Origin of the sequence: Klebsiella ornithinolytica (assembly GCF_030505655.1) — a bacterium.
In the GTDB taxonomy this organism is placed as follows: Bacteria; Pseudomonadota; Gammaproteobacteria; order Enterobacterales; family Enterobacteriaceae; genus Klebsiella; species Klebsiella ornithinolytica.
This window is the reverse complement of the sequence record NZ_CP130153.1, coordinates 4,430,721-4,457,384: the sequence shown is the minus strand read 5'-3', so window position 1 is coordinate 4,457,384 and position 26,664 is coordinate 4,430,721. Positions and strand designations below refer to the sequence as shown.

Below are 26,664 nucleotides of genomic sequence, written 5' to 3'. Positions count from 1 at the left end.
TGCGAAAGGAGACAAACGAGAACGGGTGGCGTCTCGTGGTCATCGTGAGGCTTCCTGACCTGCGATGGTAAACTAATGACCCGTTGATATTAAAAGATTTATTGCTGGCGACAATGCGTTACGCTGTGCACGGCAGCGCGTTAAGCGCGACGTTAACTGCCGCTAACAATCGCGCTTCTGAGACACCGTCGCGCGCCTGAACGGAAAGACCATGCAAAAAGACGGCGAAATAGTCTCCCAGACTGTCGGCATCGGTTGTATCCGGTATCTCGCCGTTATCCGCCGCCTGTCTCAGTCGGTCGATGATCTGTTGCGTGCGTTGCAGGCGATGTTCGGCCAGCCAGGTTTTGATCTCATCATTTTCCGCGCTGACACTCGCGGCAGAGGCGACGACCATACATCCTCGCGGTAATTCCGCCTGGCTGTACAGGCGCACGGCGTCGACAAGCATCTTTTTGATCGCCTCCTGCACGTTGTTCTCAGCGGCGAAGGCCCGATCTGCAAACCCGCCTTCCTGGCTTTCATAATGGGCGATGGCCTGTCGGAACAACTGTTCTTTTGAACCGAACGCTTTGTAAATGCGCGCGGAAGCGATGCCAAGTTCTGCCACTAAATCCGACATTGACGTACCTTCATATCCCTGTCGCCAGAAGAGATTGCGCGCCTTCAAAAGCGCATGTTCGCGATCAAATTCGCGCGGTCTGCCTGCCATTGTGCTGCTCCATTTTGCCTGCCGTTCAGTCACACAGGATCGCTTAATCCTGCGCTATTACCAAAGAATTTATAAATTTTTCTTGTGGTTCTCCGATTTTACTCCTATTGTTTGTCAATCGACAAACAATAGGAGTTTACGATGAAAACCATCAAAGGCCCAAGCCTGCATCTCGCCCAATTCAGTGATGGGATAGCCCCGTTCAACAGCTTGCCTGCGATTGCCCGATGGGCGTCGGAAACCGGCTTCAAAGCATTGCAAATTCCGGCATGGGATCGGCGTCTGTTTGATGTAGCCACCGTGGCGGAGAGCCAGACCTACTGCGATGACCTCACCGGAATGCTGGCGGAACATGGCCTGGTCGTCAGTGAACTGACCAGCCATATTTTCGGCCAGCTGATGGCGGTACATCCGGCTTACGACGCCATGTGCGACAGTTTTGCGCCGTCGGCACTGCATGGTGATCCGCAGGCGCGCGGTGAATGGGCGCGGCAGCAGCTGCTGTTGGCCGTCAAAGCCTCAGCACGGCTTGGTCTCAGCGAGCTGGGCACGTTCTCCGGCTCGCTGGCCTGGCCCTATCTGTTTCCGTTCCCGCAGCGTCCGGCAGGGTTAATCGAAGCGGCTTTCGACGAGTTGGCCAGACGTTGGCTGCCGGTACTCAATGCCTGCGATGAGCAGGGTATTAACCTGTGTTATGAAATCCACCCGTGCGAAGATCTGCATGATGGGGTGACGTTCGAAATGTTTCATCAGCGGGTAGGGGAACACCCTCGCTGTCAGGTACTTTTCGATCCCAGCCACATGGTGCTTCAGCAGCTTAACTATCTGGAGTTTATTGATATTTATAAAGATGTTATTGGCATGTTTCACGCCAAGGATGCCGAGTTTAATCCCACCGGTCGCCAGGGCATCTATGGTGGCTATCAATCGTGGATTGACCGTGCAGGCCGTTTTCGCTCGTTGGGGGATGGTCAGGTTGATTTTAATGGCATCTTCTCGAAGCTGGCACAATATGACTATTCCGGCTGGGCTACCCTGGAGTGGGAATGTTGCCTGAAACACCCGCAGGACGGCGCCCGGGAAGGTGCTGCCTTCATCCGCGACCACATCATTAACGTCACTGATAAAGTGTTCGACGATTTCGCCGGCGCACAGGTTAATCCTCATCAGATCAATACATTACTCGGCATTCGCTAAGCCGTAATATCACAGGGAGTCCCCCATGAAACAGCCATATGACGAGATCCTGGAACAGGATCCCGGGACGCAACACGTCTATACGAAGGTAAACGGACAACGTATCCACTGCGTTGTCGCAGGGAAAGGGCAGCCAGTCCTGCTGATCCCCGGATGGCCGCAGACCTGGTATACCTGGCGCCATGTTATGCGTGCGCTGGCCGCGGCTGGTTTTCAGGCGATAGCCGTAGACCCGCCCGGCATCGGCGATTCGGACAAACCGCGCGACGGTTACGACACCGGAAGTATCGCCGTGATGTTGCATACGATGATGACGCAACTGGGACATTCGCGTTACCGTCTGGTGGGGCACGATGTCGGCATGTGGATTGGCTACGCTATGGCGAGCGATTTTCCGCAGGCCGTTGAGCGCCTGGTGCTGACAGAAGCGGTGATCCCTGGTCTTGCTCCGCCACCGCCGATTTTTGTCGCGCCGGAGGAGAACATTTTTCTGTGGCACTTCATGTTCAATCAGTTGACTGATTTACCTGAAACCTTGACCTACGGGCGTGAATCACAGTATCTCACCTATATTTTCAACCGCTGGTCCCATCGCCGCGATCGGGTCGCCGCAGAGGTTTACATTGCCGCTTATTCGACTCCGGGTGGATTGCGAGCGGGCTTTGAGTACTATCGGGCGATCCCGGAAACCATTCGACAGAATCAATTACGCGCGCAAACGCCATTAACCATGCCGGTACTAACAATCGGTGCGGAGCACGCGACGGGCGATGCGCCGCTGGCCACCTTACGAGGCAACGCGCATGATTTGCGCGGCGAGACGGTGGCCGACTGCGGACATTTTATTACCGAAGAGTGCCATGAGGTTTTTATCGCGCTGATTGTGCCATTTCTGTCAGAGGGGACCTGTTATGCCGCTTGATAAGCGTATTGCCGAGTTTTTGGCCTCTTTGGCGGGAACACCGGCGCCCGTGTCGCTGACCGATATGAGAATGGCGACAGAAACGGGTTTGCGCCAGCTGCAGGGCAAAGGGGAAATGAGCGGAGGTATTAAGGATTATATCGTTGTCGCTGATGACGGCCATCGCATTATGCTTCGCGCCTATAAGCCCGTAGCGGCAAATGACGGGAGCGCCCGGCCAGCAATGCTGTTTGCCCACGGCGGCGGTTGGTGTCTGGGGTCTCTGGCGCTGTACGATCAACCTTGCCAGGCATTGGCTAACGCGACGGGCCGGATAATTCTGTCGGTTGATTACCGGCTGGCGCCAGAATATCCGTTTCCTCGCCCCCTGGAAGATGTCTATCAGGCACTATGCTGGGTTTACGAGCAGGCGCATCGTCTGGGTATAGATGCCAGTCGGTTAGCGGTGGGCGGCGATAGCGCTGGAGGAAATATGGCTGCGGCTACGGCATTGTTGGCTCGGGACCGCGGGGGGCCTCATATCGAGCATCAGCTGTTGTTGTATCCAGCGTTAAGTCGCGATATGGCGACGGAGAGCTACCGGGAGTTTGCCGAAGGCTACTTTTTAACGCGAGATGCGATGGCGTTTTGCTGGGACAACTATCTTGGCCTGCGTCGTCATCCCTACGCCGAACCGCTGCATGCCGCTTCACTCAGCGGCTTACCTCCGGCCACCATTTTGAGCTGCGAATATGATCCGTTACGCGATGAGGCTGAAGATTATGCGCAACGGCTTCAGAAAGCTGGCGTTAAGGTGCGCAGCGAGCGATTGCAGGGGATGGTCCATGCCTGTATCCATATGTCAGGTCTGACCCCGGCGACAGGCCAGCTATTCGAGCTCGCCCGCGGTTAACGGAAGGCGTGCAGCCAAAAAAGCACATTGCAACGGCGCGGCCGGTGGTTTACAGCCGCTGATAATCATCCGCTCAGGCATTTTTGCCCTCCCGATTTTCAGCTCGCATTAGCTGTAATCAGTGCCGGTTCAACCCCACAATGCCTGCAAATGGACCGGCATTTTCCGCCCCGACATGCATCGCAATTTTACTTAACATGTTGAGCCGCACTGACGGTTTAACCTCAGCGACTGGCTGCGCCTGCATACGGGAAAATAGCGTTGGAAATGTCTCTATGATGGCGGAGGCATCTGGTGCCGATGTAAGCATCCCTGCCCCCTCTGATAAATAGCAGTGTCTGTGATGCATCATTGAACGTTACTGAAAGCGTGGATAGAATTAAGAAAACTCTTATAAATGGAATGGCGTTTATGGTTAAGAAAATCTCATGGCTGGGCTTGTCGGTACTTCTTCTGTCACAGGTTGCTATTGCAGAAAATTCAAGTAACTGGATTTCGGTTGCATCTAATGACACCACTGAGTATTCAGCTAAAAAGGGTACTTTCAAAAACATCAAAGGCGAGTCATCTATCCTTATGATGTTCGATAACAAAAGCGATAAGACAATCAAATACTACAAAGTCAGCATCAAAAATGCGGATTGTGACAATGGCTTCGGAAAGCTGAGTTTCTTCGGTATGGATGGGAGATTAGATTTTCAGGGCGATTACGTAGCCGATGGTAACAGCGTTGGTGCTGGCATGGGGGATTTTATCTGTGGCGTGAGAATTGCGGCCGCAAACGCACAAAATAGCTAATTTATCAGGGGCGTTGGTTATCATCGCCTCTCTGTTAACTCCTCCTCTGACTTCCTCCTTTGCTGATTCATTTAGGTATACCTCAGGAAGCACTGTAAGGGGCATCGGAGCTGAATGCGTAACTTTTAAGCGTTTATTGGGCAATTTTGAGACATTGGAAGTCATCAGCTTCGAGTTGAGCTTGCACCTGTTCGAGCGGTACAACGACAGGCCGTTACAGTTAACATCCCAATTGCCATATCAACCATAACGGCAGCTATGAGGGATGATTTACCGATTCTTATAGATGAATTAAAGGCAGACCTTTAAGTTTAACATATTGATTTATAAGGATCTTTAAGTGATGGTGCCGATAATAGGAGTCGAACCTACGACCTTCGCATTACGAATGCGCTGCTCTACCAACTGAGCTATATCGGCCCTGAAGAGGACGCGTCCACGAACGTGAATCACGGGGTAAAAGGTTAAAACTAAGTGGAGGGGGCGTCAATGCCCTCTTGTATCGAATGGCTATTTTTCCAGCATCTGCACGGTATTACACATCAAATTGTCCACTTCTACGACGATCATTGACCTGAATTGCTCAGGGGATGGGCGCGAGCTGCTCTTTAGCGACACGTTTCAAAACGCCATTACTACAGCCTACCAGAGCTGTAAAAATGCTAACTGTATGCAACTAAAGGCCACTGGCTAACCTTAGTAGTTGTCAGCTTTCCCCTGAATGATAAAATCAGTGGTGGTTAATAATAGGGTGATGCAGTGAAAAAAATACTTTCTAATCCCGCGTTGAAATATGTAATGGTGGGGTTATTGAACACAGCAATAACTGCGGTGGTGATATTTTTATTAATGTCTGCCGGGGTTGGGATATATCTATCAAATGCCATGGGGTATGTGGTAGGTATTCTGTTTAGTTTTGTCGTTAATTCGTTATTTACGTTTTCAAAAGCGCTGAGCGGCAAACGGTTTATAAAGTTTTTGGCATCTTGTGCAATATGCTGGGTAGCAAATATTATAACAGTTAAAATATTTTTATTAATATTCCCTGATTTGACTTATATATCTCAGTTATGTGGCATGATTGTTTATACAATTGCTGGTTTTTTAATTAATAAACTCTGGGTGATGAAATAATGAAACAACCAAAGTTGGCTATTGTTGTGCCATGTTACAACGAGGAAGAAGTATTCAGTCACTGCTTATCTGAATTACAAGCGGTTCTGGCGGAATTAGTCACGGCAACACTGATTTCCGCTGATAGCTATATTTTATTCGTTGATGATGGCAGCCGTGACTCAACGTGGCAGTTGATTGCTCAGGCATCGATGGATTACTCAACGGTTAAAGGAGTTAAGCTTTCAAGAAATCGTGGTCATCAGGTAGCCCTGGTTGCGGGTCTTGAGGCCGCCGAATCGGATATTACCGTGAGCATTGATGCAGATCTTCAGGATGATACATCTGTTATTGCGTTAATGGTTAAAGAGTACCTCAATGGTAATGAGATTGTATATGGTGTACGTAATGATCGGGCATCTGACTCGCCATTTAAAAGAAAAACCGCGGGTCTCTTTTATAGTTGTATGAAGTGGATGGGCGTTCAGCAGGTTCCACAGCATGCCGATTTTCGATTGTTGAGCGATCGCGCAAAAAAGGCGCTGCTGAGCTTTAAAGAGCAAAATTTATATTTACGTGGATTAGTACCACTGATTGGTTACCGTTCCACCCAGGTCGCCTATTCGAGAACAGTACGTCTGGCCGGTGAGTCGAAGTATCCATTAAAAAAAATGCTTGCCCTGGCAATTGAAGGCATCACTTCTCTGACCATTACCCCATTAAGGATTATCGCAATCTCAGGGTTTGCGATCAGTATTCTTTCGGTGTTTGCAGCAATTTATGCGCTGTTTGAGAAATTCTCAGGAAATACCGTTGAAGGGTGGGCTTCAGTCATGATCGCTATTTTCTTCCTCGGCGGGGTACAGATGCTATCGTTAGGCATCATTGGTGAGTATGTAGGTAAGATATATATGGAGGCTAAAGCTCGGCCTAAATATTTTATCGAAAAAACAACGCAGCAGAAGGTTGATGATGAATAACGAAAAAATAAGCAGAGGAATATTGTATGTGGCATTCATCGCCATACTATCAGTACTTTGTTATTCCTTTGTGGCAAGTGAAAATCAGGCTTATACATGGGATTCCAGATTTTACTGGGTGGTATGGAATGAGTATACTGACTTACTGCAAGGCTCATTTAGTCAATGGCTTGCTAGTATAAAATCTTCAGTCTATTCAGCTGATTATAATCCTTTGCCAGTCATTGCACTGATCCCGTTTAACTATCTGCCGATAGGAAACCGGGAAGCTTATATATTGGGTGTGTATATTCTTTATCTGTTGCCATTTGCTTATATTGCAATGCGCTTGTTTGCGACTGCTGCAGATGTGGACAAAAAATACCAGCCGTATATCTTTGTTTTTCTGGCAAGTTTTATTCCTTTTATCACGCCAACATTGCGTGGCTATCCTGATATTATAGGAATGATTCCATTATCGCTGTGCTGCTTGATTCTGTTTAAAGTTAATATATTAAATTATCGAGGGTTCCGCTTTGTATTACTTGCAATCGCAATGGGAGTATTACTATGGTTGCCATTTGCATTCCGGCGGTGGTATGCCTATAGCGTAGTTTCATTGTTTGTAACGTTACCTTTCTTAAATACTTTTTTGTTTGGTGAAACGGCTAGGTTTAGTAAGGAAAGAATATTAAAATACTTTATTTTCTTTACTATTTCTGGGCTGGTAGTTATTTTCTTAGTCTGTGTTTTTCAGTTTGAACTGGCGGAGAGAATACTGACGACCAACTATTCTGATATTTATTCCGCATACAAAGCAACAGAGCAAGCAACGTTCTTTATAACCCTGAATTATGCTGGTTTATATTTGGTGCCATTAATTTTAGTGGGTGGGTTATATATTGTTTTTGGAACCAGTTTTCGGCTTAAAATTCTTTGTGCTTTTGCCTTAGCTAATTTTATCATCACCTATATTATATTTACCCGAACACAGACGCCAGGGATGCAGCATGGAATGCCATTCTGTTTTTGGTTGGCAATACTCGTGCTTTCGGCTTTGAAACTATTCTTTGATAGGTTAAGTAAGGGGCTGGCGATAGCGCTTACGATCGCATTCTCATTATTTACGGTTGCAGTCTTTATTAGCACGTATTCAAAACCATTCGGTAAACCGGAATTAGTTAGCCGCTATCTGCCAGGCAAAGAGTATCCTCTCAGATTAGAAAACTTTGACCATTATCATGAGCTGATTGCCTTTATGAGTGCGCGTGTTGAACCAGATGATAAGGTGGCTGTTTTTGCATCCAGCGGTTCACTTAATAATGATCTGTTTTCAGCCATATCACCGGCATCATTTGTCAGCCATATCGCCAACGTCTCGCAGGTAGATTTGCGTGATAAACTGGCGACTGAAGCCTTTAGTTCTCGTTATGCTATTGTGACCGACCCTGCTCAAACGCACCTTGGGATTCATGGACAACAGGTTATATATCTGCCAAATAATCTTATCCTGGAAGGTAAGGGCATTGGTGCCGCTTATAAAAGAGTGAGTCAGCCATTTATACTCAGCGGCGGTGTTCAGGCATACGTCTATGAAAAAATCAGGCCGTATACAATCAATGAATACCGAAGCATGATTGATGAATTTTCCCGTTCCTACCCCTCATGGAAAGCGGAGTATGAAAACAATCTTACGGAGAGTTATCTCAGCGCGGCGATAGAGAAGGGCGACACCTGGGGTCAGTTTAGTATGTATCGTGAAGGCCGAATCTACGCCCACCCTGGTGCGACAACGCCGACTGTTGTCAGGATGTTCGTCGGGGAATATGACACCTTACGTATTACGTCAGTCAATAAAAACTGCGGGAAAACTGACGGGGTGAAAGCGATTATCAAAGATGCGACGCATCGTGTAGAAAAGCATATTGCCACAGCGGAGAGCGTGGTTTTCGATATGCGTGATTTCCACAACAAAGATATTACCTTGATTATTGATAATAATGGCTCTTCTGCCTGTGATAGCCTGGATATTAACCAGTAAATAAAAATGGGGGCAATCGCCCCCATTTCACTGCCGTTGCCGATTTGACTTAAGCACGAATCGTATCGTCGCCGAAACCAATCCACTTGTAGGTCGTTAACGCTTCCAGGCCCATCGGGCCGCGCGCGTGCAGCTTCTGGGTGCTGACCGCCACTTCTGCGCCGAGGCCAAACTGGCCGCCGTCGGTAAAGCGGGTAGAGGCGTTAATGTATACCGCAGAGGAATCCACTTCGTTGATAAAGCGGTTGGCATTGCTCAACGTGCGGGTCAGGATGGCGTCAGAGTGCTGGGTACCGTGCTCGCGGATATGGGCGATGGCCTCGTCGAGGCCGGCGACCACTTTGACATTCAGATCCAGCGACAGATACTCATCGTTGTACTGCTCCGCCTTCACCGGCTCGACGTTTGCCGGGCCGTTTTGCAATACCGGCAGGGTGGTGGCGTCAGCATGCAGCGTCACGCCGCTTTCCGCCATCTGTTTACTCAGCGCTGGCAGGAAACGGTCGGCGATATGCTGATTGACCAACAAGGTTTCTACCGAGTTACAGGCGCTTGGGCGCTGAACCTTGGCATTGACGATAATCTTCAGCGCTTCAGCTATGTCGGCCGAATCATCAATATAAATATGACACACGCCAATCCCGCCGGTGATCACCGGAATCGTGGACTGCTCGCGGCACAACTTGTGCAGACCGGCACCGCCGCGTGGGATCAGCATATCGATGTACTTATCCATCTTCAGCATCTCGCCAACCAGCGCGCGATCCGGGTTCTCAATCGCCTGGACCGTCGCGGCCGGCAGCCCGCACTCCTCCAGCGCCCGCTGAATCACTTTCACCGTGGCGGCATTGGTGCGCCAGGTCTCTTTCCCACCGCGCAGAATCGCGGCATTGCCGGTTTTCAGGCACAGGGAAGCCACATCGACGGTGACGTTAGGACGGGCTTCATAAATCACCCCCACCACGCCCAGCGGCACGCGGCGGCGTTCGATGCGCAGACCGCTGTCAAGCAGACCGCCGTCGATCACCTGGCCGACCGGATCGGCCAGGTTGCACACCTGGCGAACATCGTTCGCAATGCCGCTTAAACGCGCCGGGTTAAGCGCCAGGCGGTCGAGCAGCGCGTCGCTTAAGCCATTGGCGCGCGCTTCCGTCAGGTCTTCGGCGTTCGCACGCAGAATCTCTTCACTCTGCGCTTCGAGATAATCGGCGATCTTTTCCAGCACCTGATTTTTTTCACGGCTGGAGAGTTGCGCGAGTTTGTACGAGGCCGCCTTGGCAGCAATGCCCATTTGTTCCAGCATTTTCAGCTCCTTAACGGATAATCATATCGTCACGATGCACGGCAACCGGGCCGTATTCGTAACCCAGAATGGCATCAATCTGCTGCGAGTGCTGGCCGGCAATCAGGCGCAGCGCGTCGCTGTTATAGCGGCTGACGCCGTGGGCAATATCGCGACCTTCGCTATTGCGGATGCGGATAACTTCACCGCGGGAAAAGTTACCCGTGACGGTTTTGATGCCTTTTGGCAGCAGGGAGCTGCCGCGTTCCAGAATCGCCTGGGTGGCGCCGGCATCAACGCTAATTTCACCCGCCGGCGGGGCTCCGAAGATCCAGCGTTTGCGGTTCTCCAGCGGCGATTCCTGCGCGTGGAAGCGGGTACCGACCGACACGCTCTCCATCACATCGGCAATCACCCCAGGACGGTTGCCGGCGGCAATAATGGTGTCGATACCTGCACGGCAGGCGACATCGGCGGCCTGCAGCTTGGTTCCCATACCGCCGGTGCCGAGGCCGGAAACGCTATCGCCGGCGATGGCGCGCAGGGCGTCATCAATGCCGTAGACATCTTTGATCAGTTCCGCCTGCGGGTTATTGCGCGGGTCGGCGGTGAACAGACCCGGCTGGTCGGTCAGCAGCAGCAGCTTATCGGCGCCGGCAAGGATTGCCGCCAGCGCGGAGAGATTGTCGTTATCGCCGACTTTAATCTCGGCGGTCGCCACGGCGTCATTTTCGTTAATGACCGGCACGATGTTGTTATCGAGCAGCGCGCGCAGGGTATCGCGGGCATTGAGGAAGCGCTCGCGATCTTCCATATCCGCACGGGTCAGCAGCATCTGGCCAACGTGAATACCATAAATAGAAAACAGCTGTTCCCACAGCTGGATCAGACGACTCTGTCCTACCGCAGCCAGAAGCTGTTTCGACGCAATGGTCGCGGGCAGTTCCGGGTAGCCGAGGTGCTCACGCCCGGCGGCAATCGCCCCGGAGGTCACAATGACAATACGGTGGCCCATCGCGTGCAGCTGTGCGCACTGACGCACTAATTCGACGATATGGGCGCGGTTCAGGCGACGGGATCCGCCCGTTAAAACACTGGTGCCCAGTTTTACCACCAGCGTCTGGCTATCACTCATGATTCTCTGCCGTTCAAAAGGAATATCGATATCGAGCTGATGTTGTAACAGGACTCAGGCCGCTTGCCAACACCTGGCGTATTGGACGAGCCACTTTATTGCGCGAGATCGGGCATTGTGGAGTAACACGATGACAAATTTATGACGGAAACATCTAAACACTCTTTTTTATAAAAAGTTCCACATTGTCATAAATTTTTAATATCGGAGCGTTAAAAAACCTCCTGTTTTTCACGGGGCCTTCGCCCGGAATTGATTAGCGCGTATAAATAAATCACCAGGACTGAATAATGAAAAAGAGCTCACTGGCATTAATGATGATGGGTCTTGTCGCTTCTTCAGCTACACAGGCAGCAGAAGTTTATAATAAAGACGGCAACAAACTGGACGTCTACGGCAAAGTCAAAGCGATGCACTACATCAGCGACTATGACAGTAAAGATGGCGACCAGACCTATGTCCGTTTCGGTATCAAAGGCGAGACGCAGATTAATGACCAGCTGACCGGCTACGGTCGTTGGGAATCTGAATTCTCCGGCAACAAAACGGAAAGCGACTCCACCCAGAAAACCCGTCTGGCGTTTGCCGGCCTGAAATTGAAAAACTACGGTTCTTTCGATTACGGTCGTAACCTCGGCGCCCTGTATGACGTTGAAGCCTGGACCGATATGTTCCCGGAATTCGGCGGTGACTCTTCCGCTCAGACCGACAACTTCATGACCAAGCGTGCCAGCGGTCTGGCAACCTACCGCAATACCGATTTCTTCGGCGTGGTGGATGGCCTGGATATGACTCTGCAATATCAGGGTAAAAACGAAGGCCGCGAAGCGAAAAAACAGAACGGCGACGGCTTCGGGACCTCGTTAAGCTATGACTTCGGCGGCAGCGATTTTGCCATCAGCGCGGCCTATACCAGCTCTGACCGTACCAATGATCAGAACCTGCTGGCGCGCGGCGCGGGTAAAAAAGCGGAAGCCTGGGCGACCGGTCTGAAATATGACGCCAACAATATTTACCTGGCCACTATGTATTCTGAAACCCGCAAAATGACGCCAATCAGCGGTGGTTTTGCCAATAAAACGCAGAACTTTGAAGCCGTTGCTCAGTACCAGTTCGACTTCGGTCTGCGTCCGTCTCTGGGCTATGTGCTGTCAAAAGGCAAAGATATTGAAGGCGTTGGTAACGAGGACCTGGTGAACTATATTGACGTGGGTCTGACTTATTACTTCAACAAAAACATGAACGCCTTCGTTGATTATAAAATCAACCAGCTGAACAGCGATAATAAACTCGCTATCAACAATGACGACATCGTCGCACTGGGTATGACTTACCAGTTCTAATCCGCGACCGCCGAAGGAGACTCCCGAGGCGGTTGGCTGGCGGAACAAAAAACCGCAGCGTTATTGCTGTAATGCTGGTCACTTAAAGGTGACCAGCATTTTTTTTGCTTTATCGCAGGCCAGGGCGAGCCGGTAAACGGTGGTTTGTGCGAACGTTTGTTGTTGCCAGAACGGTGGCATGTTCCGTTCACGGTGAATCCGCCCCTTTTCTCATACCCGCTGTGGGGAACGGCATTGCGCTGAAAATGGGCGCTGCGCGGTATGCTCCACTCCGGCTTCATCTGGCGGCCAGTTCTCGATGCGCACCTGCGTTCTCGCCCGTTTTCCTGAGGCGCCTTAACTCCCGCGCTGTCCTCCCGTGGCCGTCACGTTGCGATATCCTTGCAGAAGGTTTTTCAGCGGCGGAATGGTCAGCATGGAATAACAGGACATGCCGCAGGGGGCCGTTCACCTGCAGCGCAGGAAAAAGCAGCGTGCGGAACCTCACGTGAACGGAATATTCCACAGAACACACGAGCCAGAAACTCCTGCAGATATGTTGAAAACCTGACAGCGCCGCATAAGAATCGGTCATCTCGGTGAGATGACCGATTCTTACACCTCTGCCAAATCGGTCTGCCGACCCTTAAACGATCGGCATTACAGCGTTATTGCTGCGGTTTTTTATTGAAATGGGTTAATGATTTTTAGCCAGGTGCTGATGGTCGCTATTCATGGTGATCTGCGCGTTATACTCTTTCGGCAGGCGACGCGCCTGGTAGAAGACCGAGTTCCAGTAAGGGTTGTCCAGCGAGGAGCGCATAACGCCCTGGCTGCTGGAGGCGTGCAGGAAGTTGTGCTCGGTGTCATAGAAACCGACGTGCATCCCGCCACGAATGCGGAAGAACACCAGATCCCCCGGACGGAGCTGCTGCTTGCTGACGCGGACGCCCATATGCAGGAGATCGCCCGTTGTTACGCGATCCATGGGCAAATTGAAGCGGTCCTTGAGCGTTCGCCAGACGAAGCCGGAACAGTCGACGCCGCTTTGCTCGGTACCGCCCCATTCATAGGGGGTGCCGTGCCAGGTGTGCATTTGATCGTGAAGGGCGGCAACCACCGGAATCAGATCGTCAGATCCGCTATCGATCGGGGCATATTGGTGTTTGGCGGCGGTTTTTGGCGGATGTTTAGATGAAGATGAGCATCCTGCCAGAATCAAAAAAGGCACCAATAATAAAGCGTGAGCAAGTTTAGGCGTCATATCGTTATTTTTCGTGAGGGGAATGGGCCGTGGGTATTTATAGCGTATCCGCTATATTGTCAGAATGGTTCGCTGAAAAATTTACGAAACCTTACGTAGAGTAAACTTGTTACTTCACGTTTTTCATTGCTCCAGTTAAATATAAGAGAAAAAGCTGTGGTGTCGCTTGTTAATAAATTATTTCACCATGAAACACTATTTCGCGATCGCCTATAAGACGCATCTGATGTTAATGACTCTTTTCTCTTTGCCGAAGGTGAAAGATCCTCATCATCCGGCCATTGCACGCTGGGGGCGGTGTCCAGTACTTTGTCCGCTCCAGGTCCCTGTGAGGCAAGCTTATGCATCTCGATTTTCGCCAGCTGCGCAATTTTGTCGCGTTGGTTGAATACGGTAGTTTTCACCGCGCCGCCGAGGCGGTATGCCTGTCGCAATCGGCCTTCAGCCGCAGTATTCAGTCGCTGGAGCAGAGCGTCGGCCATCCTTTATTCGACCGGCAGAATAAGCTGCCGACGCTGACGCGACACGGGCAAAAGCTGCTGCCCTACGCCCGCCGTTTCCAGGAGTTAAACATTGAATTGAGCAGCCTGCTGGGGGAAACGGACGATAGTGAAAATGGCGAAGTGGCGTTCGGTTGTGGCCCGGCGCCCGCGGCGCGCCTGATCCCGGCGGCCATCGGAGAGTTTCATCGCCGTCTCCCGCAGGCGAGGGTGCGCTTTCAGGTCGATAACTGGTTTGCCCTGCATCACGCGCTGACGACCCAGCAGTTTCCCTTTGTGGTGGCCGACAGCTGGCATGCGGAGCTGGATCCGCAGCTGCGGGTACAGCCGCTCAACCCGCAGCGCTGTTTTTTCATCTGTCATGCCGACCATCCCCTGGCTCAGATCGGCCCGGTAGCCATTGAGGAGATGCTGCGCTATCCCTTCGCCGCGCCGTACCTGCCTCCTGGGGTGCGAAAAGTGCTGGCGACTCTCAGCCAGCGGCAGGATTTCACCCCGGCGATTCAATGCGATCACGTCTACGCCTTGCTGTCGACGCTAGCGCACACTCAGGCGATAAGCTTTGCCAGCGAAGACGGCTTCGCCCTGTGTCAGCACAGCCATCGCCTGGTGAAGCTGGAGCTCAGCAACCTTCCGGAAGAGTGGCGGCTGATGCAGACCCGCTTCGCGGTGATCTCCCCGGTTCATGCCGCGCTTTCGCCGCTGGTCGCCAGGTTTATCGATATTATCCTGCATACCGACCGCCAGCATCAGATCCAGCTGCTGGCGCAGGAAGAGGAGGCTTAGCCGGCGTTCGCCGCCTGGCCCTGGCTATCATACTGCGGCCAGTGGTTTTCCAGCTGCAGGGTCTTTAGCGCCTGTTCGACAAACTGCCCGTCTGCCCACTGCGTTACCGCAAAGGCGTTGCGAATGAGGCGACCCGTTTTGGCCTGCTCGACGCTGCTGCTGAAGCTGTCGGCCAGGAAGGGGTCGATGCGCGGCGAAGTGCTGAAGTTGAGATCCTGCGGCTGCAGATCCTCAAGGAACAGCGCCTGTGGAATTTGGCTCTGCTGCGCCATCTCTGCCGACCAGGTCTCGCGATTCGCCGGGTTGCTGATTTCCGCCGCGTTTTTCACCAGCACGTCAATAATTTGCTGGGTGGCCTGCGGCCAGGCCTGAATAAAGTCCTGAGTTCCGAGAAAAGCCGCCTGGGTCGTATTTTGCCGGCCTGAATCACCGCTTTTTACCACCACGTCAATCTTATCGCCGCGCAGCGCGAGCAGCGAGACGCCGCCCCACACCGCATCCACGCGACCGGCGGCCAACGCGGCTTTCCCGGCGCTCCAGTCGAGATTAATGACCTGCATATTGCGTTCGCTAAGCCCGACGGTTTGCAAGGCGCGATCGAAGGCCAGCTGGTCTGCGGTACCGCGATAGACCGCCACGCGTTTCCCTTTCAGGTCTGCCAGCTGTTTAATTCCCGATGCTCTGGTGGCCGCGAGGTAGGATTCCGACCCGCGGCTGCCCAGCAGCAGGCGGGTTGGCAGACCGTTGGCTTTGCCGATAATCGCCGCCAGATCGCCGAGATAGACAAAATCGAGCTGCCGGTTGGCCAGCGCTTCATTCACCGCCGGGCCGGCGCCCTTGAAGAATTGCCACTGCACCTCCACACCCTGCGGTTTAAACACCGTCTCCAGCTGATGACGGATAAAGGCCATCCCGACCGGCCCTTCAATAAACGGTTTGCTGCCGGCGCTTTGATCCGGCACGCCAATGCGAATGGTGCGCAGGCTCTCGGCCTGCGCGCTGGCAATCAGCGTAACTACGGCAACCAGCGCCAGCGCCGTACGGGTAAAAATAGCTTTCATCATTGGTGGTGACTCCCTGAGTTTTTTCTCACCCTAAAGAGGCTCACCGCGTCCTGTTAAATGCTTTTATTCGCAGAGCAAAGGCAAAAATAAGCTAAATCAGAGCCCGCCTGTCCGCCAGGCTGAGATGCATTTGTTGCATCGGGATTATTCACCAAACGCAATGACGCCAGACGGCGAGGACGGTTTTATAGGGTGATGATTTCACTCAAAACGGACCGCTATGTCGCAGATGATCTTGAAAAGACGCAGGCTCTCCTGGCCTGCTATCAGGCTAAACGGCTGGCCCTTGCTGCTGCCGGCGCTGATCGTGCTGCTGTGGCACATCGCCGCCGTAGAGCGCTGGATGCCGGAGCAGATCCTGCCCGCCCCGGCGGTCGTCGCCGATACCGCGCTGTCGCTCCTCAGCGGCGATTTGCTGGCGCAATGGGGGTTTAGCCTCCAGCACCTGGCCGTCGGGCTGCTGCTGGGGGTAGCGGCGGGTACCCTCCTGGGGGCGTTGTTTGGTCTCGTACCGGCCGCGGCTCAGCGGGTAGAACCGCTATTTTATGCCCTGGCGCAGATCCCCACCCTCGGCTGGATCCCGCTGTTTATGGTGCTGTTTGGCATCGATAACGGCCTGAAGCTGGCGGTTATCGTCAAAACCACTCTTGTCCCGATGACTATCCACACGCAACTGGCGGTGACCAGCGTCTCGCCAGCGCTGGGGGAAGCGGCGCAGGTGATGAATTTTTCCCGCTGGCAGAGGCTGCGTTGGCTGGTGATTCCCGCGAGCCTGCCGGGCTGGTTTACCGGCCTGCGGCTGGCGCTATCCCAGGCCTGGGTGTCGTTGATTGTTGTCGAGCTGCTGGCCTCGTCGGAAGGGATCGGCTACCTGATGGTCTGGGGCCGCCAGCTGTTTCAGCTGGATATTGTCTTCGTCACCATCGCGGTGGTGGGGCTGAGCGGGTTGTTGATGGAGTGGGCGGCCAACCGGGTCTATGCCCGGCTGGTCTTCTGGCCGCAGGCCGCTACCGGACGGCTGGCCTGGAAGCCGCGGGCCAGCTGGCATGCATTCCAGCTGCCGCTGATCCTGCTGGTGCTGTGGCAGCTGGCCAGCCATCGCGGCTGGATCGACAGCACATTATTCTCTTCGCCGCTGGCGGTGGCGCAGCGCTTTATGGCCGGAGCGGTCAGCGGGGAACTGCCTGTTGCGATGCTGGCCAGTCTGGGACGGGCCTTTGCCGGCGGCGCGCTGGGGATCGCGATTGGGCTGCTGTGCGGATTGCTGCTGGCCCTGCGTCCGCGCGCCGGGCAGATATTGACCCCGACGCTGAATGTCCTGCGCCATATCGCGCTCTTTGCCTGGCTGCCGCTGCTGACCGCGTGGGTCGGCAACGATAACGGCGGAAAAATCGTGTTTATCGCCCTGGCTTCTTTATTCCCGATGTTTTTCAGCACCTTGCAGGCCGTCAGCCAGCGCGATCCGCAGCTTGATGAAGTGGCAAAGGTGCTGCGCTTTGCCCCGCTGACCCGTCTGCGGGCGCTGATTTTACCGGGGGCGGCGCCGGGCATATTTGCCGGTCTGCGCCTGGCGTTGATTTATGCATGGCTGGGCAACATCGGCGCGGAATATTTCATGTCCTCCGGGACCGGTATCGGCAGTCTGATGATCAACGCCCAGCAGCTGCTGGATATGCCGACCATTCTCTGCGGCATGGTGCTGATTGGTATCACCGGCGCGGCGCTGGATAAAGCCGGACGTTTACTGGAATCTCGCGCCACCCGCTGGCGCCAACAGGAGCAACTATGACCGCCTCGACCCTGGTCTCTTTTCGCCACGTGCGTAAATCCTGGCAACAGGTGACGGCACTCCAGAACTTCAGCCTCGATATCGCCGCCGGCGAACTGGTGGTGCTGGTTGGCAGCAGCGGCTGCGGCAAATCTACGCTGCTACGGATGTTGATTGGCCTTGAGCCGGTGACGCAGGGGGAGATCCGCATCAACGGCGAGCCGGTACGCGGCGTGGGCAAAGAGCGCGGTATCGTCTTTCAGGAGCCGCGGCTGTTTCCGTGGCTGACGGTGATCGACAACGTGATGCTGGGCCTCGCGGATGAAAAGCTGAGTCGTGGGGTGAAGCGCCAGCGCGCGCTGGCGATGCTGGAGCGCGTACAGCTGCAGGAATTCGCCCATGCGCTGCCATCCCGGCTTTCCGGCGGGATGGCCCAGCGGGTGGCGATTGCCCGTGGGCTGATCGCCAGTCCGCAAATTCTGATGCTTGATGAGCCCTTCGGCGCGCTGGATGCCCTGACGCGCCATACCCTGCAGCAGGAGCTGCTGCATATTCATCGCAGCGCGGGGACCACCACGCTACTGGTGACCCACGATGTGGAAGAGGCGGTGGCGCTGGCCGACCGGGTCGTGGTGCTCTCTCCCCGTCCGGGTCGGATTCGTGAGGTGGTGACGCTGGCGCTACCGCATCCGCGACAGCGCGATGATGAGTTGTTCTCCGCCGCCTGCCGCCAGATTCGTAACTTGATTACTTGTGCCTGATTTGACTATTTAAGGAGTGACAACATGGGACATCCTTCCGTCTACCCGACCGGCGCCACGCTTTACGATCCGCAGCGCGCATGGAGCGGCTATACCGTTTTTCAGGCCACCGAACGCGGGGCGATTCTGGTCGATATGAATGGCAACGTGGTCCGTGAATGGCCCGAGCTGCACGGCTTTCCGAATAAGATCCTGCCCGGCGGGACGATTCTGGGCCACAGCGGCGAACGCGATCCCCGTTACGGTATGCAGGATATGCTCGACCTGATTCAGGTGGACTGGGAAGGCAATATCACCTGGAAATTTGACCGCTATGAGCAGGTGAGCGACCCGGGTCAGACACCACGCTGGATGGCGCGCGCGCACCATGATTATCAGCGCGCCGGGAATCCGGTGGGCTATTACGCTCCGGGGCTGGAGCCGCAGGTTGACGGCGGCAACACCTTGATTCTGGCCCACACCAACCTGGTGAACGAAGAGATTTCCGACAAGCTGCTGCTCGATGACACCATCATTGAGGTCGACTGGCAGGGCAATGTGGTGTGGGAATGGCGCTGCAGCGATCATTTCCACGAGCTGGGTTTTGACGACGCGGCGCGTGCGGCGCTGCGTAATAACCCCAATATGCGCGCCAGCGGCGGCGGGATGGGGGACTGGATGCACATCAACTCCATGTCGACGCTGGGACCGAACAAATGGTATGACGCCGGCGACGCGCGTTTCCATCCTGACAACATTATCTGGGACGCGCGCGAATCCAACATTATCGCCATTATCGATAAACAGAGCGGCAAGATCGTCTGGCAGCTCGGCCCGGACTACAGCAAACCGGAGCTGAAGCACATCGGCTGGATTATCGGCCAGCACCATGCGCATATGATCCCCCAGGGACTGCCGGGGGCGGGCAATATTCTGATCTTCGATAACGGTGGCTGGGCCGGGTACGGCGCCCCCAATCCGGCGTCGGCGGACGGGGTGAAAAATGCCTGGCGCGACTATTCGCGGATCCTTGAGATCAACCCGGTGACGCTCGATATCGAATGGCGCTACTCGCCGTATGAGGCGGATCTCCCGCAGCCAACCGATTCGTATCGGTTCTATAGCCCGTATATCAGCAATATGCAGCGCCTGGAAAACGGCAATACCCTCATCAACGAAGGTTCCAACGGCCGCATTTTTGAAGTGACCCGAGACCATGAAATTGTCTGGGAATATATTTCGCCATTCTGGGGCAAGACGTTGAATAACAATATGGTTTACCGCGCCTACCGTATTCCGTATGCCTGGATCCCGCAGCTGGCGCAACCGTCCGAAGTCCCGATTGCGGCGGTTGACGTGCGGACTTTACGCCAGCCCGGTGCAGCGGCGGCAGGTCCGGCGCAGAGCGTGGTGCGCGTCGCCGGCGTGCAGCCCTACAGTAAAAGCGCCGATGCGCTGTGTGTGGCGACCGATAACGATACCCTGCGTCGCAGCCCGAAACTGTTCCGCGTCGCGGAGAGCCGGTTCACAGCGCTGAGCGCGGAAAGCGAGCTGCATAGTGCGTCTGCGCTGCTGTTGTTCGTCGGCGCCGAACGCTGCGTCCACTGCCGTAAGCTGTGGCAGCTGCTGGGTCATGCGAACCTCGCAAGCCACCTGGCGGCGCTGGAGACACGCTATCTGGATGCCGATCGCCATCAGGAACTGGCGACAGCGCTGGGGGTTCGTGGTTTACCTGCGCTGCTGATGGTGAAATCGGGTCAACCGACGGCGCGGGCCCCGGCGGATCTCTCCGTGGCGAGCCTGCTGGACTGGCTGCAGAGCGCGGTGCGGTAACGCCGACTGGAAAGGGCGGCGGCGTCAGACCGGGCCGCCGTTCATCTGGCGGACAAACGCGGTGGGCGCCTGGCCAATCGTTTTACGAAACATGCTGGTAAAGGCCGCCGGGTGTTCATATCCCAGGCTGAGCGCCACGTCGGTGATCGTTCTGCCTTCTCGCAGCGCCGTCAGGGCGTACATCAGGCAGGCCTGCTGGCGCCAGTCGCGAAATGCCATGCCGGTCTGCTGGCGAAACAGGCGATGAAAAGTCCGGGCGCTTTTATTCAGCCTGGCGGCCCACTGTTCCGGGGTGCTGTGAATATCCGGCTGGCGCAGAAAGTCGCTGCACAGCGCAACCAGCGGCGCGCTCTGCGGCAGGGGGGTAAACATCGGCAGCGGAGTGGCGGCCTTCAACTCATGCAAAACCAGTTCGATTAACGCGCCATCGTGTCCGTCTTCGTGGTAAAGCAGCGGTAGCTGGCAGGCGCTCAGCAGCAGCTGATGCAACAGGGGAGAGACCTGCAGCACCTCGCAGCGTTCTCCGGCACGCGGCGCCGCATCCGGTTCGATGTACAGGCTGTGGGTGCTGACTCCCGGCATCAGCACCCGGTGCGGGCGGGTAGCCGGGATCCACACGCCGCTGTAGGGCGGAACCAGCCACTGCCCGTCATCCGTTTCCACCTTCATCATCCCGTTCATGGCATAGAGAAACTGCGCCCGGCGATGGCTGTGGCGCGCCAGCTGCGTATTGGCCGGGTAATCGCTACCCAGCGCCAGCACCCGGCGCGGGAGGTCATCGACATCGTTCACCGCAATATTGCGCATGACGCATCCTTCTGGCTGAAAATCGTAAGATGATGGCTTTTAATCGTAAGTCAGCCATGTCGTTATTCTATATCGTGATGACTCTGAATGGAGGAGAATCGAATGATGTGCTGGCTTTTTATCTGCGGTGTAGCGTGTGGCGTCACGACCTGGCTGTTTGGTTTTGGCGGCGGTTTTGTCACCGTGCCGCTGATCTCTCTTCTGGTGACCGCGGCGTGGGGCGCGCAGAGCGATGTCGGCGGGCAGGCGATGCATATTGCGGTGGCCACCTCTGCGCTGGTGATGCTCTGCGCGGCGCTGCTGGCAACCTGGCGTCATCTTCGCAGTGGAACGCTGTGCTGGCGTCCTCTGCGGATGATGTTCGTGGGCATTGCCCTCGGGGGGATCGCCGGGGCGTTGCTGGCGCTCTCGGCGAACGGGCGGTGGATTCGCTGGCTGTTCGTCAGCTATCTGCTGGTGACCATTCTCGACTGCTATTTTCGTCCGGGTTTTATGGCCCCTGGCGTCCGACGTTCTGCGCCGGTTGCCGCGCGCGAGCTGACGACGGGAGGCGTAATTGGCCTGATCGCGTCGTTTCTTGGCGTCGGTGGCAGCGTCATGACCGTTCCGTTGATGCGTCGTCGCGGCGCGACGATGCCGGAAGCGGCGGCAACGGCCAATGTGCTGACGCTGCCGCTGTCGGCGAGCGCTACCGCCACGTGGGTGGCGATGACCGGCGTATCGCCCACAGGGCTACCGGTAGGATTTTTGGGGCATATCTGGCTGTCGGCCGCGGCATTGCTGGTCGCCGGCAGCTGGCTGGGACTGCGGTTAGCCGCCCGTTGGCTGACACGTCTGCCGGATCGCTGGCACGCGCGGATTTACCCGCTGTTGCTGATAGCGGTACTGCTGGTGATGAGCCTTCAGGGATAGTCGTAGGGCGACATTAATGTCGTCATGGTTCGCGGCATATCGCCACCGATCCGCTAATCTGACCCGTTTTTCCTCTCTTTTTGCTACCCTTTGTCCGGTGCGCAGGCGAGTCATTCTCCTGTCATCTTCGTTAAGCATGCTCTGGCGAGCCAATTTTGCTGATTAGGGAAAATGAACAATGTCCAAAAATCTGACGATTTTCGATCTGGATAATACCTTGATTAAGGGCGACAGCAGCACGGTATGGAGCCGGTTCCTGGTGCGGGAAGGGTGGGTGAGCGATCCGGCGTATCTGGCGCGGGAGGCGATGCTGATGGACGATTACGATCGCGGTGAAATGAATATCGCCGACTACGTCGCCTTAATCCAGGCACCGCTCATTGGCGTGCCGAAGGCGGAGGTCGATGCGCTGGTGGCTCGCTGCGTGCAGCAGGATATTATGCCGCGCGTCTATCCGCAGGCGTGGGATCTGCTGCAAACCCTGCGTGCGCAGGGCGAACAGATGCTGGTGATTTCGGCCTCGGTTAGCCTGTTGGTGCAGGCGGTGGCCTCGGCGTTGGGGATTGAGCAGGCGTTAGGTATCGACGTGGAGATGGCCGACGGCGGCTATAGCGGAGTGATTGCCGGTACGCCAAGCTACCAGCAGGGAAAAGTGGTGCGGCTGGCGGCATGGCAGAAAACCTGGCCGCACGAGAGCGGCGAGGTGACCTTCTATACCGATTCGATCAATGACCTGCCGCTGTGTCTGCATGCAGACCATGTCCGACTGGTTAACCCGTGTCCGCAGCTGACGGCGGTGAATGCCAGCTACAACTGGCCGGTGCTGGCGTGGAGCCTTTGAGCCCGATTTTTACCGGGCCCCCGGCATCATCCCTGCCGGCTCTGCTGCCCCGGTAGCCGGGGAGGCAGGTTACTCCGCTTTGAACAAGGGCACCACGTTGCCGCCAATATAGCGGCGGCGTAGCCACGCCGAGAGCGTGTCCATCGCCATGACCACGACGACCAGCAGCAGGGTGATAAACATCACCACGTCCCAGTTCCACAGCCGCATGTTTTCCGCATAAATCAGGCCGATACCGCCGGCGCCGACGAAGCCTAACACCGCGGCGGAGCGGGTATTCGACTCAATCTGATACAGGCTCAGCGCCAGAAATGTCGGGAAAGACTGGGTAAAAATGCCAAAGCGATGCTTCTGCAAGCCGTTTGCGCCCACGGCGGTTAGTCCGCGCCCCGGTGAGCGGTCAACCGCCTCATGTCCTTCCGCATACAGCCGCCCGAGCAGTCCGGTATCCTGCATAATAATTGCCAGCACCCCGGCCAGCGGCCCAAGGCCCACGGCGCGGACAAAAATCAGCCCCCAGATAGCCATATCAATACCGCGCAGCACGTCAAACAGGCGGCGCATCAGCAGGGCGATAAATCCGGGAATCAACCCGCGCATAATGTTACGTGCCGCGAGGAAAGAGAGCAGCAGCGCAATCACCGTTGCGGTCAGGGTCCCGACGAAGACAATCGCCAGAGTGATGCCGATTTGCGTGAAGTAGTAGGCAAACGGCCAGTTGAAAAAGTCGTGCCAGACAAACATCCGCAGCAGATAGCGGCTAATTTGCTGCAGACCGGTGGTGAGCTGCTCGCCGCTGATGCCAAACTGGGTAAAAAACCAGACGTAGTAAAGTAAGCTTGCCAGCGTCAGCAGAGCGACGAAACGCAAATAGCGCCCCTGGGCTTGATACAGTTGACGATGCTGCCGACGGCTGGCGGCGACATCCGGTTGGCTTTGCCATTGACTCATTTTTTGCCCTCAAGAACCCACTGCCGCAGGCGGCCGGACAGCATATCCAGCAGCGACACCACGATGATGATCAGCAGCAGCGTGATGCTGACCTGATCGTAACGATCCAGCTTGATGTTGGTCATCAGCTCCTGACCGATCCCGCCGGCGCCCACCAGCCCAAGAATGGTTGACGAGCGAAAGTTAATCTCCAGACGCATAAAGCCGTAGGAGAGAAAAATCGGTTTGACCTGCGGCCACAGCGCGAAGCGAATGCGCTGGATCGGTGAAGCCCCGCAGGCCATCAGGCCGCGTACCGGTTTGTCCTGTGCGCTTTCCACCGCTTCGTAAAACAGCTTGGTCAGGCTGCCGATGGTGTGCAGCATCAGGGCCAGAAATCCGGGAATGGCGCCGATGCCGAAGGCCATCACGAAAATCACCGCCCACGCCAGCTCCGGCATGGTGCGTAAAAATGCCACCACAACGCGGATGGCAAAACGCAGCGGCGGCGGTGACCAGGCGTTATTGGCGGCGAGGAACGCCAGCAGAGTGGCAATGACCACCGCAATCAGAGTGGAAGCCAGCGCCAGCTGTAATGTTTCCCAGATCAGCGGTAGCTGAATCGGCAGACGATAGCCCCAGTAGGCCAGCGAGCCTTTGGTGTGGACATCGGCGAACAGAGCGCTGACGTGCAGCGTCGGCAGCGTCTCAAACATGTAATCGAGAAAATTCGGCAGCGAGCGCCAGATGGTGAAGAGATTAAATTCAGCGGCGCTGCCGGCGGCGAAATAAAGCACCAGCAGGAGCAGCGACCAGCTAAAGGTATCGCGCTTTTGTCGCGCGCGTACCTGCTGGTAATAACGTTCAAATTCGGTATTCGGTATATTCATACGTCGATGGGTCTTCAGTATGCCGCCGCCTCACGCGGGCCTACGCGGAGGCGGCGTTGGGGCGGGATTAACGGGCGCTTACCAGCTCGCGTTTCATATCGATAATCTGCTGGAAGTCAGCCACGCTACCCGGGCCGATATGCTGAGTACCGCCCATGGCTTTCACAAAGCAGGCGTGGTCCTCGGTATCCAGCTTTTTGATCGCGCTGATGACTTTGGCTTTAAAGTCAGCCGGCAGCGCGTTGCTGACCAGGATCGGTCCGTTGGGGATCAGCGGCGATTGCCAGATGATACGGATCTGCTTCATCAGATCCGGGTGATCCATACGAATCAGGCGGTTGAAGGCACCGACGCTATAGCCGCTGTTGTAGTCGCCGACCATCGACGTCCAGGTGACCGCACCCGCGAACTGGCCGTTCAGCACGCCCAGGATGTCCTGCTCGTGGCCGCCGGAGAAGGTTACGCTGGAGAAGAAGTTGTTGTATTTGTTATCCGAAGTACCGCCGAATTTCTGTTTGAAGGCGTGGTTCGGGATCAAATAGCCGGAAGTGGAGTCCGGATCGGCGAAGCCGAAGGCTTTGCCTTTCAGATCGTCTAACGATTTATACGGGCTGTCGGCTTTGACAACGACCACCGAGTGGTAGCCGCGGGACTGATCTTTATCATCCACGGCGATACCGACAATATCCACCGCTTTCGGGTTATTGATATAAACCGAGGCGTAAGAGGAAGGCGACATACTGAGCACCACGTCGACTTTACCGCCCAGCAGACCCTGAATAACGCCGGAATAGTCAGAGGAGTTGCGTAATTTGGTATCGACGTTCAGCTCTTTGTCGAGAAACTGTTTTACACACTGGTTATCACCAATTTGCTGGGTGGCGTTCTGGCCCCCCAGGATCCCCAGGTTTAACTCTTTCGGCTGCTCCGCAGCGCCTGCCTGCCATGCCATCATCATTCCCGCGACCGCGGCGGATATACGAACTGCACCAGTGATGTATTGTTTCATTATCTTGTCCGTGTGAGTGGAAATTAATGCAATTGGCTAATTTCATCCCCGTACAGCTGATGCAGAATATCCTGAGTCAGCAGTAAGGGATGGTCGTCAAAAATAATGTTGCCCTTCGCTACGCCAATAACCCGCGTGCAATACTCTTTCACCAGTTCCACCGAGTGCAGGTTCACCATCACGCTGATGCCCTGTTCGCTGATTTCGCGCAGTACGTTCATGATGCGCTGTGTGTTTTTCGGATCGAGAGAGGCAACCGGCTCATCGGCCAGCAAAATACCGGGGTTCTGCATTAGCGCGCGACAAATCGCCACGCGCTGCATCTGCCCGCCGGAGAGGTTTTCCGCCCGCTGCAGCGCATGCGGCAGCATGTTCATCCATTCGAGCAGGGAGATGGCCCGCGCCCGGTCGGCATCAGGGAAGATTTTAAACAGGGATTTCAGCGTTGAAGTCTGGCTCAGCCGACCCAGCAGCACGTTGGTTAACACGTCAAGACGCGGCACCAGGCAGAAGTCCTGGAAAATCATGCCGCACTCGCTGCGCCAGGCGTTCAGCGCGCGGCCTTTTAGCTTCGCCACATCGTGCGGCATGCCCACTTCCGGGTAGCTGAGGATTTCACCGCCGGTGGCGCTGTGGGTGCCGTTCAGCACATGCAGCAGGGTCGACTTACCGGCACCAGAGCGGCCGATCACGCCCACCAGTTCGCCGGCATGCAGATCAAAACTGATGTTATCGAGTACGGGTTGCTGCGCGCTGTAAGACTTATTCAGGTTGCGCACGCTTAAGACTTTCCGCTGCCGGGCGGTATTCGGCTGACCAAAATGCGGATAATCGGTGTCGGTTACCGCGGCAAGAGAACTATTCATAAGAGCGTCCAGATTCATCATTAAACTGGGCACTATTAATGGCGTTTTATGTGATCGTTATATGACGGTAAGACGAAAAAA

Annotated in this window: 24 protein-coding genes and 1 tRNA gene; 14 read left to right on the top strand and 11 right to left on the bottom strand. The window is 55.1% G+C overall.

The annotated features are described in order from the left end of the window. Positions 1 to 118 precede the first annotated feature (118 nt). Positions 119 to 712, bottom strand: coding sequence for a TetR/AcrR family transcriptional regulator (locus tag Q1L34_RS21215; protein WP_064357473.1), 594 nt, complete (start codon positions 710 to 712; stop codon positions 119 to 121). A gap of 141 nt (positions 713 to 853) precedes the next feature. On the opposite strand from Q1L34_RS21215, the gene Q1L34_RS21210 reads away from it, so the two are divergent. The 4 genes from Q1L34_RS21210 (at position 854) to Q1L34_RS21195 (ending at position 4,521) form a co-directional block, all read left to right on the top strand. Next, positions 854 to 1,909, top strand: a complete 1,056-nt coding sequence (locus tag Q1L34_RS21210; RefSeq protein ID WP_327204273.1) for a sugar phosphate isomerase/epimerase family protein — start codon at positions 854 to 856, stop codon at positions 1,907 to 1,909. 25 nt (positions 1,910 to 1,934) lie between these two features. Then, positions 1,935 to 2,831 carry an alpha/beta fold hydrolase gene (locus tag Q1L34_RS21205; protein ID WP_015585080.1) on the top strand — a complete coding sequence of 299 codons (897 nt, stop codon included), beginning with the start codon at positions 1,935 to 1,937 and terminating at the stop codon, positions 2,829 to 2,831. Next, complete coding sequence (locus Q1L34_RS21200) at positions 2,821 to 3,723, top strand: alpha/beta hydrolase (protein ID WP_064357469.1); 903 nt, start codon at positions 2,821 to 2,823, stop codon at positions 3,721 to 3,723. The genes Q1L34_RS21205 and Q1L34_RS21200 overlap by 11 nt, the downstream gene beginning before the upstream one ends. Positions 3,724 to 4,134: 411 nt before the next feature. Continuing rightward, positions 4,135 to 4,521 (top strand): hypothetical protein, encoded by a 387-nt coding sequence (locus Q1L34_RS21195; protein WP_004858320.1) that lies wholly within the window; start codon positions 4,135 to 4,137, stop codon positions 4,519 to 4,521. 344 nt (positions 4,522 to 4,865) lie between these two features. Here the strand turns inward: Q1L34_RS21195 and Q1L34_RS21190 are convergent. Beyond that, positions 4,866 to 4,941, bottom strand: a tRNA-Thr gene (locus Q1L34_RS21190). A 339-nt stretch (positions 4,942 to 5,280) separates the two neighbouring features. Here Q1L34_RS21190 and Q1L34_RS21185 point away from each other — a divergent pair. Genes Q1L34_RS21185 through Q1L34_RS21175 form a run of 3 tightly spaced genes read left to right on the top strand, consistent with a single transcriptional unit; the run spans position 5,281 to position 8,634 of the window. Next, entirely contained in the window at positions 5,281 to 5,655 is a 375-nt protein-coding gene (locus tag Q1L34_RS21185) for a GtrA family protein (protein WP_032716723.1), read from the top strand. After that, positions 5,655 to 6,614, top strand: a complete 960-nt coding sequence (locus Q1L34_RS21180) for a glycosyltransferase family 2 protein (RefSeq protein WP_015585076.1) — start codon at positions 5,655 to 5,657, stop codon at positions 6,612 to 6,614. The genes Q1L34_RS21185 and Q1L34_RS21180 overlap by 1 nt, the downstream gene beginning before the upstream one ends. Beyond that, entirely contained in the window at positions 6,604 to 8,634 is a 2,031-nt protein-coding gene (locus Q1L34_RS21175; protein WP_327204272.1) for a glycosyltransferase family protein, read from the top strand. Before Q1L34_RS21180 ends, Q1L34_RS21175 begins: the two co-directional genes overlap by 11 nt. Before the next feature lie 49 nt (positions 8,635 to 8,683). On the opposite strand, the gene proA is transcribed toward Q1L34_RS21175, so the two are convergent. Continuing rightward, positions 8,684 to 9,937, bottom strand: a complete 1,254-nt coding sequence (gene proA, locus Q1L34_RS21170) for a glutamate-5-semialdehyde dehydrogenase (RefSeq protein WP_064368288.1) — start codon at positions 9,935 to 9,937, stop codon at positions 8,684 to 8,686. A 10-nt stretch (positions 9,938 to 9,947) separates the two neighbouring features. Then, positions 9,948 to 11,051 (bottom strand): glutamate 5-kinase, encoded by a 1,104-nt coding sequence (proB, locus tag Q1L34_RS21165; protein ID WP_004858334.1) that lies wholly within the window; start codon positions 11,049 to 11,051, stop codon positions 9,948 to 9,950. A 290-nt stretch (positions 11,052 to 11,341) separates the two neighbouring features. On the opposite strand from proB, the gene phoE reads away from it, so the two are divergent. After that, positions 11,342 to 12,394, top strand: a complete 1,053-nt coding sequence (phoE, locus tag Q1L34_RS21160; RefSeq protein ID WP_004858338.1) for a phosphoporin PhoE — start codon at positions 11,342 to 11,344, stop codon at positions 12,392 to 12,394. 676 nt (positions 12,395 to 13,070) lie between these two features. Here phoE and Q1L34_RS21155 read toward each other — a convergent pair. Beyond that, complete coding sequence (locus tag Q1L34_RS21155) at positions 13,071 to 13,637, bottom strand: C40 family peptidase (protein WP_004858341.1); 567 nt, start codon at positions 13,635 to 13,637, stop codon at positions 13,071 to 13,073. A gap of 341 nt (positions 13,638 to 13,978) precedes the next feature. Here Q1L34_RS21155 and Q1L34_RS21150 point away from each other — a divergent pair, with 341 nt between their 5' ends. Then, a complete protein-coding gene (locus Q1L34_RS21150) occupies positions 13,979 to 14,923 on the top strand; it encodes a LysR family transcriptional regulator (protein ID WP_032716725.1) in 945 nt (314 codons plus the stop codon). Here Q1L34_RS21150 and Q1L34_RS21145 read toward each other — a convergent pair. Beyond that, the gene (locus Q1L34_RS21145; RefSeq protein ID WP_015585073.1) at positions 14,920 to 15,987 is read right to left on the bottom strand and encodes an ABC transporter substrate-binding protein; all 1,068 of its coding nucleotides are present in this window, start codon (positions 15,985 to 15,987) and stop codon (positions 14,920 to 14,922) included. The two genes, Q1L34_RS21150 and Q1L34_RS21145, sit on opposite strands and share 4 nt — an antisense overlap. A 220-nt stretch (positions 15,988 to 16,207) precedes the next feature. On the opposite strand from Q1L34_RS21145, the gene Q1L34_RS21140 reads away from it, so the two are divergent. The 3 genes from Q1L34_RS21140 to Q1L34_RS21130 are packed head-to-tail and all read left to right on the top strand — an operon-like array spanning position 16,208 to position 20,328. Continuing rightward, the gene (locus Q1L34_RS21140; protein WP_327204271.1) at positions 16,208 to 17,776 is read left to right on the top strand and encodes an ABC transporter permease; all 1,569 of its coding nucleotides are present in this window, start codon (positions 16,208 to 16,210) and stop codon (positions 17,774 to 17,776) included. Further along, the gene (locus Q1L34_RS21135) at positions 17,773 to 18,516 is read left to right on the top strand and encodes an ABC transporter ATP-binding protein (protein WP_064359945.1); all 744 of its coding nucleotides are present in this window, start codon (positions 17,773 to 17,775) and stop codon (positions 18,514 to 18,516) included. The genes Q1L34_RS21140 and Q1L34_RS21135 overlap by 4 nt, the downstream gene beginning before the upstream one ends. Positions 18,517 to 18,540: 24 nt before the next feature. After that, positions 18,541 to 20,328 (top strand): aryl-sulfate sulfotransferase, encoded by a 1,788-nt coding sequence (locus Q1L34_RS21130; RefSeq protein ID WP_327204270.1) that lies wholly within the window; start codon positions 18,541 to 18,543, stop codon positions 20,326 to 20,328. Positions 20,329 to 20,352: 24 nt separating this feature from the next. Here the strand turns inward: Q1L34_RS21130 and Q1L34_RS21125 are convergent, their stop codons facing one another. After that, positions 20,353 to 21,135, bottom strand: coding sequence for an AraC family transcriptional regulator (locus Q1L34_RS21125; RefSeq protein WP_004858362.1), 783 nt, complete (start codon positions 21,133 to 21,135; stop codon positions 20,353 to 20,355). Positions 21,136 to 21,237: 102 nt separating this feature from the next. Here Q1L34_RS21125 and Q1L34_RS21120 point away from each other — a divergent pair, with 102 nt between their 5' ends. Both Q1L34_RS21120 and Q1L34_RS21115 read left to right on the top strand, forming a co-directional pair. Further along, positions 21,238 to 22,047 (top strand): sulfite exporter TauE/SafE family protein, encoded by an 810-nt coding sequence (locus tag Q1L34_RS21120; RefSeq protein WP_118859880.1) that lies wholly within the window; start codon positions 21,238 to 21,240, stop codon positions 22,045 to 22,047. Positions 22,048 to 22,225: 178 nt separating this feature from the next. Continuing rightward, complete coding sequence (locus Q1L34_RS21115) at positions 22,226 to 22,888, top strand: HAD family hydrolase (protein ID WP_004858368.1); 663 nt, start codon at positions 22,226 to 22,228, stop codon at positions 22,886 to 22,888. Between the two features lie 69 nt (positions 22,889 to 22,957). Here Q1L34_RS21115 and phnE (Q1L34_RS21110) read toward each other — a convergent pair whose 3' ends face one another. From phnE (Q1L34_RS21110) to phnC, 4 genes are all read right to left on the bottom strand, one after another. Continuing rightward, entirely contained in the window at positions 22,958 to 23,839 is an 882-nt protein-coding gene (gene phnE, locus Q1L34_RS21110; protein ID WP_004858372.1) for a phosphonate ABC transporter, permease protein PhnE, read from the bottom strand. After that, positions 23,836 to 24,708, bottom strand: a complete 873-nt coding sequence (gene phnE / locus Q1L34_RS21105; RefSeq protein ID WP_004858375.1) for a phosphonate ABC transporter, permease protein PhnE — start codon at positions 24,706 to 24,708, stop codon at positions 23,836 to 23,838. Before phnE (Q1L34_RS21105) ends, phnE (Q1L34_RS21110) begins: the two co-directional genes overlap by 4 nt. Positions 24,709 to 24,775: 67 nt before the next feature. Further along, positions 24,776 to 25,717, bottom strand: coding sequence for a phosphonate ABC transporter substrate-binding protein (phnD, locus tag Q1L34_RS21100; protein WP_004858378.1), 942 nt, complete (start codon positions 25,715 to 25,717; stop codon positions 24,776 to 24,778). Positions 25,718 to 25,740: 23 nt separating this feature from the next. Next, positions 25,741 to 26,583 carry a phosphonate ABC transporter ATP-binding protein gene (gene phnC, locus Q1L34_RS21095; RefSeq protein ID WP_004858380.1) on the bottom strand — a complete coding sequence of 281 codons (843 nt, stop codon included), beginning with the start codon at positions 26,581 to 26,583 and terminating at the stop codon, positions 25,741 to 25,743. Positions 26,584 to 26,664: the final 81 nt, after the last annotated feature.